This is a genomic window from Hypericibacter sp., from assembly GCF_050729195.1.
Taxonomy (GTDB): domain Bacteria; phylum Pseudomonadota; class Alphaproteobacteria; order Dongiales; family Dongiaceae; genus Hypericibacter.
On sequence record NZ_JBOHKS010000155.1, the window covers coordinates 1 to 15,712 of the forward strand.

General features: G+C 66.4%; 15 protein-coding genes. 5 read left to right on the top strand and 10 right to left on the bottom strand.

The window, feature by feature from the left end; genetic code table 11:
• Positions 1 to 1,772: copper-translocating P-type ATPase (locus ACREE8_RS11880; RefSeq protein WP_431573211.1), on the top strand; the 1,772-nt coding region annotated here is incomplete at its 5' end.
• Between the two features lie 70 nt (positions 1,773 to 1,842).
• Here ACREE8_RS11880 and ACREE8_RS11885 read toward each other — a convergent pair.
• From ACREE8_RS11885 to sppA, 4 genes are all read right to left on the bottom strand, one after another.
• Entirely contained in the window at positions 1,843 to 2,121 is a 279-nt protein-coding gene (locus tag ACREE8_RS11885) for a hypothetical protein (protein WP_431573212.1), read from the bottom strand.
• Between the two features lie 62 nt (positions 2,122 to 2,183).
• Positions 2,184 to 3,011 (bottom strand): c-type cytochrome, encoded by an 828-nt coding sequence (locus tag ACREE8_RS11890; protein WP_431573213.1) that lies wholly within the window; start codon positions 3,009 to 3,011, stop codon positions 2,184 to 2,186.
• Between the two features lie 20 nt (positions 3,012 to 3,031).
• On the bottom strand, positions 3,032 to 3,739 hold the full coding sequence (locus ACREE8_RS11895; protein WP_431573214.1) for a hypothetical protein: 708 nt from the start codon (positions 3,737 to 3,739) through the stop codon (positions 3,032 to 3,034).
• Positions 3,740 to 3,881: 142 nt separating this feature from the next.
• A complete protein-coding gene (gene sppA, locus ACREE8_RS11900; RefSeq protein ID WP_431573215.1) occupies positions 3,882 to 5,660 on the bottom strand; it encodes a signal peptide peptidase SppA in 1,779 nt (592 codons plus the stop codon).
• A gap of 144 nt (positions 5,661 to 5,804) precedes the next feature.
• Between sppA and rlmD the strand changes: the two genes are divergently transcribed.
• Complete coding sequence (gene rlmD, locus ACREE8_RS11905) at positions 5,805 to 7,112, top strand: 23S rRNA (uracil(1939)-C(5))-methyltransferase RlmD (protein WP_431573216.1); 1,308 nt, start codon at positions 5,805 to 5,807, stop codon at positions 7,110 to 7,112.
• 1 nt (position 7,113) lies between these two features.
• Here the strand turns inward: rlmD and ACREE8_RS11910 are convergent, their stop codons facing one another.
• From ACREE8_RS11910 to ACREE8_RS11935, 6 genes are all read right to left on the bottom strand, one after another.
• Entirely contained in the window at positions 7,114 to 8,394 is a 1,281-nt protein-coding gene (locus ACREE8_RS11910; RefSeq protein ID WP_431573217.1) for an MgtC/SapB family protein, read from the bottom strand.
• 183 nt (positions 8,395 to 8,577) lie between these two features.
• Positions 8,578 to 9,663: a chorismate synthase gene (gene aroC / locus ACREE8_RS11915; protein WP_431573218.1), complete on the bottom strand. Its 1,086-nt coding sequence runs from the start codon at positions 9,661 to 9,663 to the stop codon at positions 8,578 to 8,580.
• A 17-nt stretch (positions 9,664 to 9,680) separates the two neighbouring features.
• Positions 9,681 to 10,520: an enoyl-ACP reductase FabI gene (gene fabI, locus ACREE8_RS11920; RefSeq protein ID WP_431573219.1), complete on the bottom strand. Its 840-nt coding sequence runs from the start codon at positions 10,518 to 10,520 to the stop codon at positions 9,681 to 9,683.
• Positions 10,521 to 10,679: 159 nt separating this feature from the next.
• Positions 10,680 to 11,180 carry a DUF2165 family protein gene (locus tag ACREE8_RS11925; protein WP_431573220.1) on the bottom strand — a complete coding sequence of 167 codons (501 nt, stop codon included), beginning with the start codon at positions 11,178 to 11,180 and terminating at the stop codon, positions 10,680 to 10,682.
• Positions 11,181 to 11,377: 197 nt separating this feature from the next.
• On the bottom strand, positions 11,378 to 11,713 hold the full coding sequence (locus ACREE8_RS11930) for a chaperone modulator CbpM (RefSeq protein ID WP_431573221.1): 336 nt from the start codon (positions 11,711 to 11,713) through the stop codon (positions 11,378 to 11,380).
• The gene (locus ACREE8_RS11935) at positions 11,710 to 12,630 is read right to left on the bottom strand and encodes a DnaJ C-terminal domain-containing protein (RefSeq protein WP_431573222.1); all 921 of its coding nucleotides are present in this window, start codon (positions 12,628 to 12,630) and stop codon (positions 11,710 to 11,712) included. The genes ACREE8_RS11930 and ACREE8_RS11935 overlap by 4 nt, the downstream gene beginning before the upstream one ends.
• A 285-nt stretch (positions 12,631 to 12,915) precedes the next feature.
• On the opposite strand from ACREE8_RS11935, the gene pdxH reads away from it, so the two are divergent.
• The 3 genes from pdxH to ACREE8_RS11950 all read left to right on the top strand — a co-directional run bounded on the left by pdxH (position 12,916) and on the right by ACREE8_RS11950 (position 15,487).
• Positions 12,916 to 13,506, top strand: coding sequence for a pyridoxamine 5'-phosphate oxidase (gene pdxH / locus ACREE8_RS11940; RefSeq protein ID WP_431573223.1), 591 nt, complete (start codon positions 12,916 to 12,918; stop codon positions 13,504 to 13,506).
• Positions 13,507 to 13,574: 68 nt separating this feature from the next.
• Positions 13,575 to 14,519: a cation diffusion facilitator family transporter gene (locus ACREE8_RS11945; RefSeq protein ID WP_431573224.1), complete on the top strand. Its 945-nt coding sequence runs from the start codon at positions 13,575 to 13,577 to the stop codon at positions 14,517 to 14,519.
• A gap of 137 nt (positions 14,520 to 14,656) precedes the next feature.
• Entirely contained in the window at positions 14,657 to 15,487 is an 831-nt protein-coding gene (locus tag ACREE8_RS11950; protein WP_431573225.1) for a universal stress protein, read from the top strand.
• The last annotated feature ends 225 nt before the right edge of the window (positions 15,488 to 15,712 follow it).

The following is a 15,712-nucleotide window of genomic DNA, read 5'->3' on the forward strand; positions in this document are numbered from 1 at the left end:
GCCCCAACATGTGGACACTGATCGGCACGGGCGTGGGCGCGGCCTTCTTCTACAGCCTCGCCGCGACGCTGGCTCCGGACCTGTTCCCGCAGGGGTTCGAGGCGCATGGCCGTGTCGGCGTCTATTACGAGGCCGCCGCCGTGATCGTATCGCTCACGCTGCTGGGCCAGGTTCTGGAGATGAAGGCGCGCTCGCAGACCTCGGCCGCCATCAAGTCCCTGCTCGGACTGGCGCCGAAGATCGCGCGGCGTATCCGCGACGACGGCAGCGAGGAAGACGTGCCGCTGACGCATGTGCATGTCGGAGACCGGTTGCGCGTTCGTCCCGGCGAGAAGGTGCCGGTCGATGGCGCGGTCCTGGAGGGCCGCTCGAGCCTCGACGAATCGATGATCACCGGTGAGCCGGTGCCGGTCGAGAAGCAAGCGGGCGACAAAGTCATCGGCGCGACCATCAACGGCAATGGCAGCCTGGTGATGCGCGCGGAAAAGATCGGCGCGCAAACCGTACTCTCCCAGATCGTGCAGATGGTGGCGCAGGCGCAGCGTTCGAGGGCGCCGATGCAGCGCATGGCCGACGTCGTCTCTTTCTGGTTCGTCCTGACCGTGCTCGCCGTCGCCGTGGCAACGCTGCTGGTCTGGGGCCTCGCCGGTCCCGAGCCGCGCTGGACCTATGCGGTGCTGAACGCCGTGGCGGTCCTCATCATCGCTTGCCCCTGTGCGCTGGGGCTCGCGACGCCGATGTCGATCATGGTCGCCACGGGCAAGGGAGCGACGTCCGGTATCCTGTTCCGCGACGCGGAAGCCATCGAATCCCTGCGCACCATCGATACGCTGATCGTCGACAAGACGGGCACCCTCACGGTGGGCAAGCCCGCGTTTCACAGCGCCGTCGCCGCGCCCGGCTTCGGCGAGGACGATCTGCTGCGCTACGCGGCCAGCCTGGATCAGGGCAGCGAGCATCCGCTGGCCGACGCCATCGTCGCCGAAGCGCGGCGGCGCGGCCTCGCGCTCGGCAAGCCCGAGGACTTCGAATCGACGACCGGCATTGGCGTCCGGGGGCGCGTCGATGGCAAGCGCGTTGCCGTGGGCAATACGGTGCTCATGCAGCAGCTGGGCGTCGATGCCGCACCCCTGCGCGAGGCGGCGGAAGCGCGCCGGGCCGAGGGCGCCTCCGTCATGTTCGTCGCGGTAGACGGGAAGCTGGCGGGCCTGGTCGCGGCGGCCGATCCGATCAAGGACACGTCACTGGAGGCGATTCGCCAACTCCACGATGCCGGTATTCGCGTCGTGATGGCCACGGGCGACGGGCTCACCACGGCGCGGGCCGTGGCACATCGGTTGGGCATCGACGAGGTCCATGGCGAGGTGCGTCCGCAGGATAAGGTCGAGCTGGTGGCGGCGCTACAAGCCCAGGGGCGGCGCGTGGCGATGGCAGGCGACGGAATCAACGACGCGCCGGCGCTCGCTCGCGCGACGGTTGGCATTGCCATGGGCACCGGCACTGACGTCGCGATGAACAGCGGCCATGTCACGCTGGTGAAGGGGGATCTGCGCGGGATTGCACGGGCGCGCCAGCTCTCGCAGGCGACCGTCGCCAACATGAAGCAGAATCTGGTCTTCGCGCTGATCTATAACGCGCTGGGCGTACCGGTGGCCGCCGGCGTCCTCTATCCGGCCTTCGGGGTTCTGCTGTCGCCGCTGTTCGCGGCCGCCGCCATGAGCCTGAGTTCGGTTTCCGTCGTTACCAACGCGCTTCGGCTGCGCCGCGCATGACCCGGCCGCCATAGCCACACGGGCGCGGGTCCGTCAGCCGCTGGCGGCCGAAAATCTGGCGCCCCTACGTTCAAGGACGGCGCTTGCGGCCTGTGCGGTCGGGCGATCCTTCGCCGGTCACGGGAACCCAGCTCGGCGGATCGCTCGCGGGGAAACTGTCGCGTGAATCCAGCTCGACCGGATCTGGCGTCTTCTTGGCGGCGATCTTCGATTTTGTCGCTGCCGGCTTGGGCTTTCTCGCCGCGGCCGTGGACGTCTTCATCGCCGGGTTCTTCGCGGCGGCCTTTGGTTTCTTTGTCGCCGGCCGACGCCCTTTGGCGGCGGATTTGGCGGCCTTGCGCTTCTTCATGATCAGATCCTTCCGATAGCCGACCAGGAACTCGTGGACTCCGCTTTGTCACGGAACGCATCTCAATGCCGCTGTTCGGTGATCCGCGTGAGATAGGCGATCACGGCATCGATGTCGGCGTCTGGCAGCGTGCTCGCATCGAAGGCGGGCATCTGTTGTTGCGGCCAGGTCCGCACCGCCGCCGGGTTGCGCAGCAGAGCCTTCAGCCCCGCTTGCGTCAGATAGACGGTGGCGGGCATCGGCAAGCCGAGATCGGGGCCCTTATCGCCCGCGCCGCCGCCATAGAGGCGATGGCAGGGTAGGCATTGCACCAGGAACACAGCCAGGCCATGCCGGGACGGATCGTCGGCGGGCACATCGGCGGCGATCGAAAGGACCGGCCACCGTCGCACCGGATCGGAAACGCCCTTCAGACTGGCCAGCGCGTAAGGCCATTGCTCCGACGTAACGCCAGAGCGCTCGGGATGTTCCCAGACGAGATAGAACGGTCCCGCCGAATAGGATTTGTCCGGCAGGTTCGGCCAGGGATGAGCCGGATCCTCGATCGCGACCCAGGCGACAGCGCCGCCCGTCGCCGTCGGATCTACCAAGCTCCAAGGGAGCTGCGAGACGAAACCATCGGTCGCGCTGGCCTGGATCGTATCCGTGACGTCGGTCTGCAATCCGTGCAGGAGCTCTCGAAGCGGAACGGCCCGATAGTGCATGGCGCGGCCGTATGACACGTCGCGCGGGATCTGGATCGTCTGCGTCGCAGGGTTGGCCAGCAGTTCGGCGGCGGAGAACGCCCGCGTCTGGCCATCGAGTTCGATCGACAAGCTGGCGGGCCCGGCCAAGCCCGCCCCGGCATGGGCGACCAGCAGCATGGCCAGCGCCAGCATACCCATGGCCATCCGGCTGCCCGCGAGCTTCCTCACAGGAGGTTCACCGCGATCAGCGCGATGCAGACATAGGCCGTTGCCAGCGCCGCGGCGGCGCGTCCCCAGCTCACCTTGTGAACCGCGGCGAACGACATCACCAGGTAGTAGAAGATCGCGACCAGCATATAGAGGACCAGCGGACCGGCGATGACCGCGATGAGAAGGGTTCGGCCCAGCCTTGCCTCCAGCGCAGGCGTTGCCAGTGACAGCATTCCGAGCAGCAGGACGGTCGTCAACGGCAGCAGGATCGCCGCGAAGCCCAGCGCCGCATTGACCGAATCCTCCGCGGTGCCGGCAAGATTCGGTGCGGGCGCGAGGGTCGATGCGGAAGCCAGTTTGGCAGTGGCCCCCTGCCACCGATCGAAAGTCTTCGCGATGAGATGCGCGGCCAGTGCCACCCCAAGCACGACCAGAAGCGCCTCCAAGGGGAGGGCTTTCACGTCCTGATGCGACAGCCATCCGGCGAACTCATCCATGGCCCCTTGCGGATTCTGGATATCGATGCCCGGGATCGGCATGAGGGCACCGGCGAGATAGGCGGCACCCACACCGGCGAGCAGAAATGACGTCAGATCGGAATGCACGCGGCCTGTCCGCGCATAAGGCGCGAAGGCGGCGCGCGGCGAGCGCAGAAAACCGATGAAGAAGTTCAAGTAGGCTGGGAGGATGTCCAGCACACTCTTGATCGGCCCCTCATCCATGGACGTTGTCCCTGTACGCTGCCGAATCCGTGCGAAATCCGAGGGTCATGGCGCCACCTTCGGTCTCCACGCCCCCAGCATACGACGCTTTTGCATTGAGAGGACGCCGTGCGTCCTCAGGCGATCCGCCCCGGTTGGGTACCTAAGGATTCAGACCCTGTCGCGAGGCCGGCAGCAGCGGCGCCATCTCGGCCCGGACGGCCGAATCCGAGCCGACCAGGCGCTCGAGGCTGGCAGCCATGCGGCCGAGCCTGGCCAGGACCGCGAACTGGCGCATCTCGGCGGCCTTGGCGAATTGCTCGAGGAAGCTGGTCAGATCGTGAGGCTCCTGCGGGAAACTCACCAGCCGCACGGGGGCGTCGGGTGCCAAGCCGATGGCACGGCGGACTTCCGCGATGGCCGTGGTCAGGCCGCCCAGCTTGTCGACGAGGCCGTTGGCCGCCGCGTCGGTGCCGCTCCAGACCTGTCCCTTGGCCACCCGTTCCACGGCGTCGGCGTCGAGCTTGCGTCCCGCGCCGACCTTGGTGACAAAGTCCTGATAGATGGCATCGAGCGATGTCTGCAGATGCTGCCAGCCGGCGTAGCTGTAATCCTCGTTGGCGCTGTTGATGTCGGCATTGGCGCCGGCCTGTACGCCGTCGAAGGTGACGCCGAGCTTCGACCAGAGGTCGCTCAGCACGAACTTGCCGCCGAAGACGCCGATCGAGCCGGTGATGGTGCTGGGCTCGGCGACGATGGCAGCCGCCGGTGCGGCGACGAAATAGCCGCCGGAGGCGGCGACGCTGCCCATCGAGACCACGACCGGCTTGCCTTCCTCGCGCGCCCGCGCGACCTCGCGCCAGATCGTGTCGGCCGCGACATAGGAACCGCCGGGGCTGTCGATGCGGAACAGGATGGCCTTGACCTTGGAATCCTCGCGCGCCGCCCGCAGGGCCTCGGAGACGGTCTTCGCATCCATGACGACGTCGCCAAAAGGACTGCCGTCCGACGCCAGTTGGATGGGCCCCAGCCCATGGACCAGCGCGATCTGGGTCGCGTCTTCGGGCGGCCGCAGCGTCGCCGCGTAATCGGCGAGGCTGTATTGTGTGGCTTTGCCGGTCCGCCGGTCGAGCTCGGCTTCGAATTCGTCGCGGTAGGCGAGGCGATCGACCAGCTTCGCCTTGAGCGCGTCGGCCGCGAGGAACGGCCCCTGGTCGATCAAGGCCCGTCCCGCCGCCGCATCGCCGCCGATCCGCTCACCGATGCCGCTGGCAAGCGCCGCCGTCATCGAATTGACCAATTGCTGTAAATTTTCACGCTGCGGCGCCGGCATGGAATTGGCGGTCAGGCTGTCGATGGCCCCCTTGAATTCCTTGCGGCGGTCCATCTGCACGGAGACGCCGATCATGTCGAGCGTGTCCTTGAAGAAGGGCGTCTCCAGCCGCAGGCCGGTCAGGCCGACATCGCCCGAGGGCTGGAGCCAGATCTCGTCGGCGCCGGTCGCGAGCAGATAATGGGTGTTGCCGTCGCCGGCTTCGCCGAAGCTTTCCGCGAAGGCGAGGACGAACTTGCCCTGGGCGCGAAAGGCCTTGAGCGCATCGCGGATTTCTTCGGCGCGGGCGAGCGGAAGGTCGCCGGTCCCCAGTTTCAGCGCCAGGCCCTTGACGCGCGGGTCCTTGCCGGCGGCCTCGAGACCCAGCACCAGATCTGTCATGGTCAGGGTGTGGCTCAGGCCGGCGAGGGCGAAGGGATCGCCGGCGTTGGTCTCGCTGACGCCGTCTCCGAGATCGAGCGTGAGCAGCGTCTGCTCCGGCACCGGCTCGATGCGGTTGGAGAAGTCGCGCCAAGCCGAGCTGGCGAGGAGAATGGCGGCAATGACCAACAAGCCAATGCCCGCCAGGGCACCGATGAGAATGCGCCCGATCCAACGGAAGAATACCATGTCCCATCCTTGCCGTTTTCGAGTCCGGCCAGCAAGAGCCAGGACGAATAACCCGTTTCTTGCGGCCCGTTTAACACGGGCCCGGCAGGTCCGCGGCAACGCGCTTATGGCACGAGTCCGCGAGTCGGCCTAGCTTGTCGCCCGATGCCAAGATCCGGACCCCGACCCAAGCGAGTCAATTTCGCCCCGCGCCAAGCCGAGATCGCGATCGAGCGGATCGGTGGGCAGGGCGACGGCGTCGGCCATCTCGATGGAAGACCGGTTTATGTGCCGGCCACCGTGCCGGGCGACCGGCTGTCCGTCCGCCTGGCGGCAGCCAAGGGCGATGGGATCGCGGGCGAGGCGATCGAGCTGCTGGCGCCGGGGCCGGCGCGGGTGGAACCGCCCTGTCCTTATTTCGGCCGTTGCGGCGGATGCGCCCTGCAGCAATTGAGTGACGATGCCTATATCGATTGGAAAGGGCAGTTGCTGGCCGACGCGCTCGCGCGGCGCGGGTTGCGGGATGTCGAGCTGCGGCCGCTGCTGCGGGTGGCGCCGGGTTTGCGCCGTCGCGCGCGATTTGCGCTGGGCACGCGCGGCAAGGGATTGGCGCTCGGATTCAATATGCGCGAGAGCCATGCCATCGCCGATATCGAGCATTGCCTGCTGCTGGTCCCGGCGCTGAATCGCCTGATTGCGCCCTTGCGGGCCGGCCTTGAAGGGTTGTTGGCGCCCGGCGGCCATGCCGCGCTCGAGGCGACCGCCACCGAGACCGGAATCGATCTCCTGATCGAGCAGACCGGCAACGCACCCTCGGCTGCCATCCGTGTCCGTCTCGGTGCCTTGGCCGAAGAGCTCGATCTCGCGCGCGTGAGCTGGGGGCGGCCCGGCGAGGCGCCCGAGCCCATCGCCATGCGGCGGAGCCCGAGCGAGAGCTTCGGCGGCGTGTCCGTGGCACTGCCGCCGGGTGCCTTCCTGCAGCCGAGCCGCGAGGGCGAGGCGCTGTTGCTGGCCGAAGCGCGCGAGGCCCTCAAGGGCGCGAGCCAGATCGCCGATCTCTTCGCCGGCTGCGGCAGCTTCAGCCTGCCCCTGGCGCAAGGCGCCAAGATCCATGCCGTCGAGGGCGACAAGCCCGCGACCGAGGCGCTGCAGGCGGCGGTGCGGCGCGCCAACATCGCCCATCGCGTCACGGTCGAGCGGCGCGATCTCGAACGCGCGCCGCTCCAGCCGATCGAGCTCAAGCGGTTCGACGCGCTGCTGTTCGATCCGCCGCGCAACGGCGCGAAGTCGCAAGCCGAGAGCCTTGCCAAGTCGGACCTGGCGCTGGCGGTGGCGGTCTCCTGCAGCGCCGCCAGCTTCGCGCGCGATGCCCAGATCCTGGTCAATGGCGGCTATCGCCTCGACTGGGCGCGGCCCGTGGACCAGTTCCCCTGGTCGGCGCATCTGGAGATTGTGGCGCGCTTCAGCCGATAGCTCAGATCGCCTGTACGGCCAGATAGGTGGCGCCGGCGGCCGCGATCGCGACGGCGGAGGTGAGGCCGAACCACCAGGTGAAGCCCGATTTCCCGAGCGCTGCCGCATAGGCGACCTTGGCCAGCGTGTTGGCGATCACGCCCGCGGCAAGGGCATAGAACGCCGTATCGGCGGCAAGACCCTGCTTCAGGAGGCTCCCCACCGTCACGGTCACGGCATCGACGTCGGCCAGCCCCGAAAGGCCCGAGACGATGAGAAGGCCACTGGCACCGAAGATCGCCGAAGCGGCACGCGACAGAAAGGCCACGCCGACCAGGACCAGGGTCAGCTTGATGACGGAGAGCAGATCGAAGGGATTCTGGCCCGGGGGCGGCTCTACGTTCCCGCTGGAACCGCGGGCGAGAAGAAAGGCGCCGCCGATGAAGACAAGCGCACCGGCGATCAAAGGCGGCGCAACCGATGTGGCGATTGCAGGCGCAAGCCCTGCGGCGAGCGCGGCCGTGCGAAGATAGGAAATGGCGCCCGCGGCCGAGGCGCCGCTGGCGAGCGGTCTGATGTCGCCGCCCGCGACGGATTTTCGCGCATTCGATACGGCGACGGCTGTCGAGGAGACGAGGCCACCGATCGCGCCGGCCACAACCTCGCCGCGGGAGGCGCCGAGCGCCTTCACCGCGACATAGCCCACGAAGGAGATCGCGGCGAGCAGCACCACCAGCGTCCAGGTCTTCGCCGGCGAGATCCCGCCATAGGGGCCGAGCGGCTCGTCCGGAATGAGTGGCAGGACGACGAAGGTCATGCCGAGAAGCACGATGGCCGAGCGCAGTTCGGGCCATGTCAGTGTCTTCAGGAAGCGATGGAGCGTCTCACGAGACGCCAGGATCGCGACGAGGGCAACGCCGCCCGCGGCGGCGAGCTTCTCCTCCCCGATGACCGCCATGGTGCCGAGCAGGAAGGTCAGCAGCGCCGCCACCACGGTGGTGACGCTGAAGCTGCGATCGACCTCGGCTTCCCGGGCCTTGAACCACGCGAAGACGATGGCGAAGGCGATGAAGACGCCGACGGTGAGAAGGCCTGTGGGCCCGCCACGATCGGCAATCGCGCCTTCGAGCAGGCCGACGGCGCCACCCAGCATGCCGATGAGAGAGAAGGTGCGAATACCGGCAGTGCGGCTTCCGCCGGGCTCGTCCCGCTCGCGCCAATGCCGTTCGACGCCGACGATCACGCCGATCGCGATGGCGATGCCAAATTTGTAGAAAAGCCCGATATCGACCGAATCGAACACGTCGCCTCGTCCTCCCGACGGTGCCCGGCAAGACTGTGCAGCGTCAATCTAGGTGATCCCGGCTCGGATTGCGCGCCGCTTTTCCGCCTCGTTCGAGACGCAGGCAATCCAGGCGCCCCGGTCAAAATCACGGTCCAGGCGGCAGTGTGATCGGCGATCGAAGGACGAGATAGAGAGGGGGCTTTAGCGCCCGATCTGCCCGCGATGGCGCAGCAGGTGATCGGCCAGCACGCAGGCCAGCATCGCTTCGCCGACGGGGACGGCGCGGATGCCGACGCAAGGGTCGTGGCGGCCCTTGGTCGAGACTTCGACCTCTTTGCCTTCCGTGCTGACGGAGTGGCGCGGCGTCAGGATCGAGCTGGTCGGCTTCACAGCAAAGCGGACCACGATGTCCTGGCCCGTCGAGATGCCGCCCAGGATGCCGCCGGCATTGTTGGAATCGAAGGCGACCTTACCGTTCTCCATCCGCATCTCGTCGGCGTTGCTTTCGCCGGAGAGCGCAGCCGCGGCGAATCCGGCGCCGATCTCGACGCCCTTGACCGCGTTGATGCTCATCATCGCCGAGGCCAGATCCGCATCGAGCTTGCCATAAATCGGCGCGCCCAGGCCGGCCGGGATGCCTGAAGCAATCACCTCGATGACCGCACCGGTCGACGAGCCCGCTTTGCGCACGGCGTCGAGCTGCGCCTCCCATAGGGGCACGGTCTTGGCATCGGGACACCAGAAGGGGTTCTGCTCGGTCGCGTCCCAGTCCCAGCGGTTGCGGTCGATCGGCTGATGGCCGATCTGGATCAACGCGCCGCGGATGACGACCGTGGGACCCAGGACGTGCTCCAGAACCTTGCGGGCGATGGCACCTGCGGCGACCCGGCTCGCGGTCTCGCGCGCCGAGGAACGCCCGCCGCCGCGATAGTCGCGGATGCCATATTTGGCCCAGTAGGTGTAGTCGGCATGGCCCGGCCGGAACTTGTCCTTGATCTCGCCATAGTCCTTCGAGCGCTGATCCTCGTTCTCGATCATCAGGCTGATCGGCGTGCCGGTGGTGACGCCTTCGAACACGCCGGAGAGGATTTTCACGCTGTCGGATTCGCGCCGCTGCGTGGTGAAGCGCGACTGGCCGGGCTTGCGGCGGTCGAGCCAGACCTGGATGTCGGCTTCGGCCAGCGGAATGAGCGGCGGCGTGCCGTCGACCACGCAGCCGATCGCCGGCCCGTGGCTTTCGCCCCAGCTGGTGAAACGGAAGAGTTGGCCGAAGCTGTTGAAGGACATGTCAGCGCGTCATGGCATCAGGGCTTCACGTCGAAGCCCTGCAGCATCTGCGCGACACCGGCGGCCGCGTCGGTGCGCAGCATGCCGACGACGTGATAGCCGCTATCGACGTGATGGACCTCGCCGGTGACGCCGGCAGAGAGCTCGGACAGAAGATAGAGCCCGGCGCCGCCGACCTGCTCGGTGGTGACGTTGCGTTTCAGGGGCGAATTGAGCTCGTTCCATTTGAGGATGTAGCGGAAATCGCCGATGCCCGACGCCGCCAATGTCTTGATCGGGCCGGCCGAGATGGCGTTGACGCGGATGTTCTGCTCGCCGAGATCGGCCGCGAGATAGCGCACGCTGGCCTCGAGCGCGGCCTTGGCGACGCCCATGACGTTGTAATGCGGCATGACGCGTTCGGCGCCGAAATAGGACAGGGTCAGCAGGCTGCCGCCATTCTTCATCATGCGCGTGGCGCGCTGGGCCACCGCCGTGAAGGAATAGCAGGAGATGTCCATCGTCAGTGCGAAGTTGGCCCGGCTGGTGGCGAGATACTGCCCCTTGAGCTCGTCCTTGTCGGAGAAGGCAATGGCATGGACGACGAAGTCCAGTCCGTCCCAGCTCTTCCCGATCTCGGCGAAGGCCTGGTCGATGCTTTCGTCGGTGGCGACGTCGCAGGGGACGACGAGCTTGGCGCCGATCGAGGTCGCCAGCGGCCGGACGCGCTTCTCGAGCGCCTCGCCCTGGAAAGTGAAGGCCAGCTCAGCACCCTGGTCGGCGACCGCGCGGGCAATGCCCCAGGCGATCGACCGGTCGTTCGCGACCCCCATGATCAGGCCGCGTTTGCCGGCCATCAGTCCTTTGTCACCCGCCATCAAAAACCCCACTCGAAATCGGCCTCGTTGTTGACCTTAGAGGGCATCCTACACGAAGGGCAGGGCCGTTCAAAGCCAAGGAAATCCTTGGGTTTTATGCAGTTGAGGGGTTTCCGGCCGGTGACTCGAAAGGCCGCTGGCGAAGGGCCGCGACCGACCTCAGGCGTCGAGCTCCCGGTCGGCCAGGACGACAAAGACCAGCACCGCCAGGATCGTGATGAAGACGCGGAAGGCCGATTCGATGCCGTTCCATTGCGACGACATCCACATCCCGAACCACTCGCCCCCGATCGACATGAAGGCGACCTGCCAGACCAGGAAGCCCAGGGTGAGGCCAAGAATGGCGACCGTCTTGGCGCGGTTGAAATCGCGCGCCGGTGCCTGGCGATGGCGCCACAAGCGGAAGGCGCCCCACCAGCAGAGGATGGCGGTGAGGGTCTCGGCGGCGATGATCGCGATATAGCCGGCATTGTGGATCAGCGGCATGTCGATCGCGCGATATCTGGTCGTCGCGGTCGGGAACACCGTGTCCATCATGAAGACATGCTGCACGAAGGCAAAATTGGTGCCGTAGTCGGTGATGTTGCCGAACGCCACCAGGCTGGCATAGAGCGCGATGGCGGCGGTGAGCGCGGTTTTCGACAGGCGCAGGATCGGCATGGCGAGGGGCTCCAGATGCGAGTCTCGCCCGCATATTAGCTTAGCCGATGTTGGAACTTCGCTTGTTCATCCCGACTCTCTGTCCGGCGTTATACCAGCGTTGCTTATCTCCTGGTATAACAGAGGCATCGTCCCTCTCCACAAAGGAGGACGAGATCAAACAAACTTAAGAGACAAGCAAGGCTGTCGGCGGTTCGCTACTCGCTCTTCGCCGCTCCGCCCAGAATCCGCGCGATCTCGGCACGGCATTCGGGGGAAGCCTGCTCGATCGCGTGCTCGATGACGGCGAGCTTGTCGCGCAGCTCGTAGATCTGGTCGAGGAGGTTGAGCACCACCGGGATCGCCTCGTTGCCGATCTCGAGCTCCTGGGTGAGCTCGGCGATCAGGCGCAGGCGCGCGACATCCATGTCGTCGAACTGCCAGTCGCTGCCCTGCGTCTCGGGCAGGACCCAGCGCTGCTCGATCCAGCTCGTCACGGCGGCGCGATCGACGCCGATCTCGACCACCACCTGCTCCAGGGTCCAGCGGCTCATTCGCGCACCTGATAGGGGTTCTCTTTCGCCCAGCGCTCGACCATCTCGGCCAGCTTGTCGTCGCTCTTGGGCGGCAGGACCACCTTGAGCCGGACATACTGGTCGCCGCGCTGGCGCGTCTTCTGATCGACCACGCCCTTGCCCTTGAGGCGCAGCACCGTGCCGGTGTTGGAGCCTTTCGGCACCGTGACCGAGACGCGGCCATCGATCGTCGGCACCTCGATGCTGCCGCCCAGCACGGCCTCCTGCAGCGTCACCGGCACCTCGACATGGATGTCGTTGGCCTCGCGCTTGAAGGTCGGGTGCGCCTTGACCTTGATCTCGACATAGGCGTCGCCGGCGCCGCCATTGCCGAAGCCGGGCAACCCCTGGCCCTTGAGACGCAGGGTCTGGCCATCGGTGGTGCCAGGCGGGACGGTGAAGTCGATCACCTTGCCGTCGGTCAGCGTCAGGCGCTTCTTGGCGCCGAGCGCCGCTTCGAGGAACTCGACTGGCGCCACGTAGGAGACATCGGCGCCGCGCATGCGAATGGTCTGCGAGGCGCCGCCCGTATTACGGCCTTCGCCGAAGAGATTGGCGAACCAGTCCTCGCTCAGATCCTCTTCGCCGAGACCGAAGCTTTGATCACCACCGCGATATTTCCCGCCGCGGCCGCCTTCGGCATAGCTGCGGTAATAGCTCTGGCGCGGCTTCTCATTGCCGCTGGGATCGATCTCGCCGGCATCGAAACGCCGCCGCTTTTCGGCATCGGACAGCAGGTCATAGGCCGATGCGACTTCCTTGAACTGCGACTCGACCTTCTTGTTGCCGGGATTGAGGTCGGGATGCAGCTTCTTCGCGAGCTTGCGGTAAGCCTGCTTGATCTGCTCGGGGCTTGCGGTTCGGGCAACGCCCAACACTTCATAGGGATCGCGCATGGCTCAGCGCTCCGCAAAGCCGGATGGCGAACGGCGCGCGGCCGGCGCGGGATCGAGGGCCGCCGACGGCCGATAAAGGTGAGAGGCGTTTGCAATGGTCTTGCGCATGGAGGCAATCCTAATGCACCGGACCCCGGACCGCCCAGCGTCGCGGAGCGGGCCGATTCCGGGCATGGTGACAAGGTCTCGAAAAGAGAATGGCTGGTCTTCCGGTATCGGGGTGAGGCTTCGCGTGAAAAATGGGCAGAGTTCGGGCAAATTCAACCGCCTGACGGGAAGGATCCCATGACCCAACGCCCCTTTGCCGAACCCTTCGCGCTGTTCCAGCGCTGGTTTTCCGAGGCCAGTGCCAAGGAGCCGGAGGACCCCAACGCGATGGCGCTGGCCACCGTCGGACCCGACGGCCAGCCGAGTCTGCGCATGGTGCTGCTCAAGGAAGCCGATGAACGCGGCTTTACCTTTTATACGAACTATGAGAGCCGGAAGGGTCAGCAGATCCTGGCCCATCCGAAAGCGGCCTTGTGTCTGCACTGGAAGTCGCTGCGCCGGCAGGTCCGGGTCGAAGGGCCGGTCGAGCCGGTGAGCGCGGAGGAGGCCGATGCCTATTTCGCCAGCCGGGCCCGCACCAGCCAGATCGGCGCCTGGGCGTCGCAACAGTCGCGACCCCTGACCGAGCGGTTGGAGCTGGAGCGCCGCGTGGCGGAGTTCACCATGAAGTTCGGCATCGGCGCCGTGCCGCGACCGCCGCATTGGTCGGGATTCCGGGTCGTGCCGCAGCGCCTGGAATTCTGGGAGGATCGTCCGTTTCGTCTACATGATCGCATGGTCTATCATCGCGAGGGAGAGGGCTGGCGGACCGAGAAGCTTTATCCCTGATCGCCGGGTCGCCAGATCGGGCGAACCCTGTTCCGAGAATTTGCAGGCGAAAGGATTCAAATCGCCTCATGTCCCTGCAAGACGCTGCCGTCACCGAATCGTCCCAGCGATCGAACGTATCCGCCGACATCGCGCGGCTGATGCGCCTGGCGACCTATGCGTCGGTGGCGACGGCGCTTGTGCTGATCATGGCCAAGATCGTGGCCTATCTGCTGACCGATTCGGTCAGCATGCTCTCGACCCTGCTGGATTCGCTGATGGACGCGGCGGCCTCGCTGATCAATCTGATCGCGGTTCGCCATGCGTTGACCCCGGCCGACCGGGAGCATCGCTTCGGTCATGGCAAGGCCGAGGCACTTGCGGGCCTGGGGCAGTCGGCCTTCATCGCCGGCTCCGCGATGTTCCTGCTGTTCGAATCGATCGGGCGCCTGGCGACACCTCAGCCGATCGAGAACGGCATGGTCGGGGTCGGCGTCATGCTGTTCTCCATGGCGACGACCCTGGCCCTGGTCCTGTTCCAGCGACAGGTGATCCGGCGCACGGGCTCGATCGCCGTCTCGGCCGACTCCCTGCATTACGTCGGCGATATCGCGGCCAATCTCGCGGTTCTCGCGGCCCTGGTCCTGTCGAGCCAGCTCGGTTGGAACCGGGCGGATCCGATTTTCGCCATAGGGGTGTCGTTTTATGTCGGGTTCACCGCATGGCAGATCGCCCGGGGAGCGTTCGACATGCTGATGGACCGGGAGATGCCGGATGAGGAACGGGCCCGGATCCGGGCGATCGTCATGGCCAATCCCAGGGTGCGGAACATGCATGATCTGCGAACGCGCCGCTCGGGACCCCAGCGCTTCATCCAGTTTCATCTGGAGATGGATCCGGAGATGCGCCTGACGGAGGCCCATCGCCTGTCGGACGAGGTGGAGGCGGCGATCCTGAGCGAGTTCCCGGCTGCCGAAGTCATCATCCATGAAGACCCCGAAGGGGTGAATGAAGGTCGCAAAACCTTCACCTAGGGCCGGTATCGGGATTTGGGGGCGGTTGATTTGTCGCAAGGCAGCCGGCGGCGAATCTTATAGGCTGATGTCGTTCCGGCGAGAAACGGCCGGCAGGGAACATCAGGACAGCGATCCTGAGACAAGGAGGGCGGCTCATGTCCCACATTGCCACGATCCTGGCGCTCGCCGATGGCGGGCAGGCCAGCGACAGCGTGCTCAAGGCGGCTCTCGGGCTGTCGCGCAAATTCGAGGCCCATCTCGAGGTTCTGCATCTGCGAGCCGACCCTTCGACCCTGGTGCCCATCGTGGGCGAGGGCATGTCGGGCGCGCTGGTCGAGCAGATGATCGAATCCATGACCCAGGCGGTCGAGACCCGCGCCAAGCGCGCACGCGAGGCCTATGACCGGCTCGCGGCCGAGGCGCCGGGGGCGACCACCTGGCGCGAGGTCGTCGGGCCCGGCCCGGACAGTGTCGCGGCGGCGGGGCGGCTCACCGATCTGGTGGTGATGGCGCGGCCCTCGGGCGAAGACAGCCTGACCCAGACGGCGCTGCTGGATGCGGCCATTTTCGACACCGGTCGTCCGGTGCTGATGGTGCCGGCCGGCTATTCCGGTGTTACGGGCGACAATATCGTCGTCGGCTGGAACGGGACCGCGCAATCGGCCCGGGCGGTCGCGGCGGCGCTGCCGTTCCTCCGCCAAGCCAAGCAGGTGACGGTGCTGACGGTCGGCGACGAGGACAAGCCGGCGCCGGCGGCGGCCCTGGGGGCCTATCTCTCGCGTCACAAGATCGATCCGCAGGTGATCCGGCTGGAACTGGCCGGCGGCCCCATCGGCCGGGCCCTGCTCGATCGCATCGCCAGCCTCTCGGCCGACATGGTGGTCATGGGGGGCTATGGCCATAGCCGCCTCCGGGAGATGATCCTCGGCGGGACGACCCGCTATGTGCTGGCCAATGCGGCACTCCCGGTGATGATGGCGCATTGACCGCCACATGATCCCCTCTCCCGTCTTCGGGGGAGGGCCAGGGAGGGGGCCGCGCGATCTGCATTGCATCATCCCCCTCCTTTATCCTCCCCCGCGAAGCGGCTAGGGCATATACACATCTTTGACGTCGCAGAAATCGAATCTGGATCAACGGCTTACAACCAGTCCGATGCCGGCTCTATGCAAACGGACTCAGACGTCCTCTTCACACGCGCTTTGAAATGA

What these genes read in the sequence shown, in the direction of transcription:
- ACREE8_RS11885 (WP_431573212.1), bottom strand. Translation starts at nt 2,121, where the DNA reads ATGAAGAAGCGCAAGGCCGCCAAATCCGCCGCCAAAGGGCGTCGGCCG.
- ACREE8_RS11890 (WP_431573213.1), bottom strand. Translation starts at nt 3,011, where the DNA reads ATGGCCATGGGTATGCTGGCGCTGGCCATGCTGCTGGTCGCCCATGCC.
- ACREE8_RS11895 (WP_431573214.1), bottom strand. Translation starts at nt 3,739, where the DNA reads ATGGATGAGGGGCCGATCAAGAGTGTGCTGGACATCCTCCCAGCCTAC.
- sppA (WP_431573215.1), bottom strand. Translation starts at nt 5,660, where the DNA reads ATGGTATTCTTCCGTTGGATCGGGCGCATTCTCATCGGTGCCCTGGCG.
- rlmD (WP_431573216.1), top strand. Translation starts at nt 5,805, where the DNA reads ATGCCAAGATCCGGACCCCGACCCAAGCGAGTCAATTTCGCCCCGCGC.
- aroC (WP_431573218.1), bottom strand. Translation starts at nt 9,663, where the DNA reads ATGTCCTTCAACAGCTTCGGCCAACTCTTCCGTTTCACCAGCTGGGGC.
- fabI (WP_431573219.1), bottom strand. Translation starts at nt 10,520, where the DNA reads ATGGCGGGTGACAAAGGACTGATGGCCGGCAAACGCGGCCTGATCATG.
- ACREE8_RS11925 (WP_431573220.1), bottom strand. Translation starts at nt 11,180, where the DNA reads ATGCCGATCCTGCGCCTGTCGAAAACCGCGCTCACCGCCGCCATCGCG.
- ACREE8_RS11930 (WP_431573221.1), bottom strand. Translation starts at nt 11,713, where the DNA reads ATGAGCCGCTGGACCCTGGAGCAGGTGGTGGTCGAGATCGGCGTCGAT.
- ACREE8_RS11935 (WP_431573222.1), bottom strand. Translation starts at nt 12,630, where the DNA reads ATGCGCGATCCCTATGAAGTGTTGGGCGTTGCCCGAACCGCAAGCCCC.
- pdxH (WP_431573223.1), top strand. Translation starts at nt 12,916, where the DNA reads ATGACCCAACGCCCCTTTGCCGAACCCTTCGCGCTGTTCCAGCGCTGG.
- ACREE8_RS11945 (WP_431573224.1), top strand. Translation starts at nt 13,575, where the DNA reads ATGTCCCTGCAAGACGCTGCCGTCACCGAATCGTCCCAGCGATCGAAC.
- ACREE8_RS11950 (WP_431573225.1), top strand. Translation starts at nt 14,657, where the DNA reads ATGTCCCACATTGCCACGATCCTGGCGCTCGCCGATGGCGGGCAGGCC.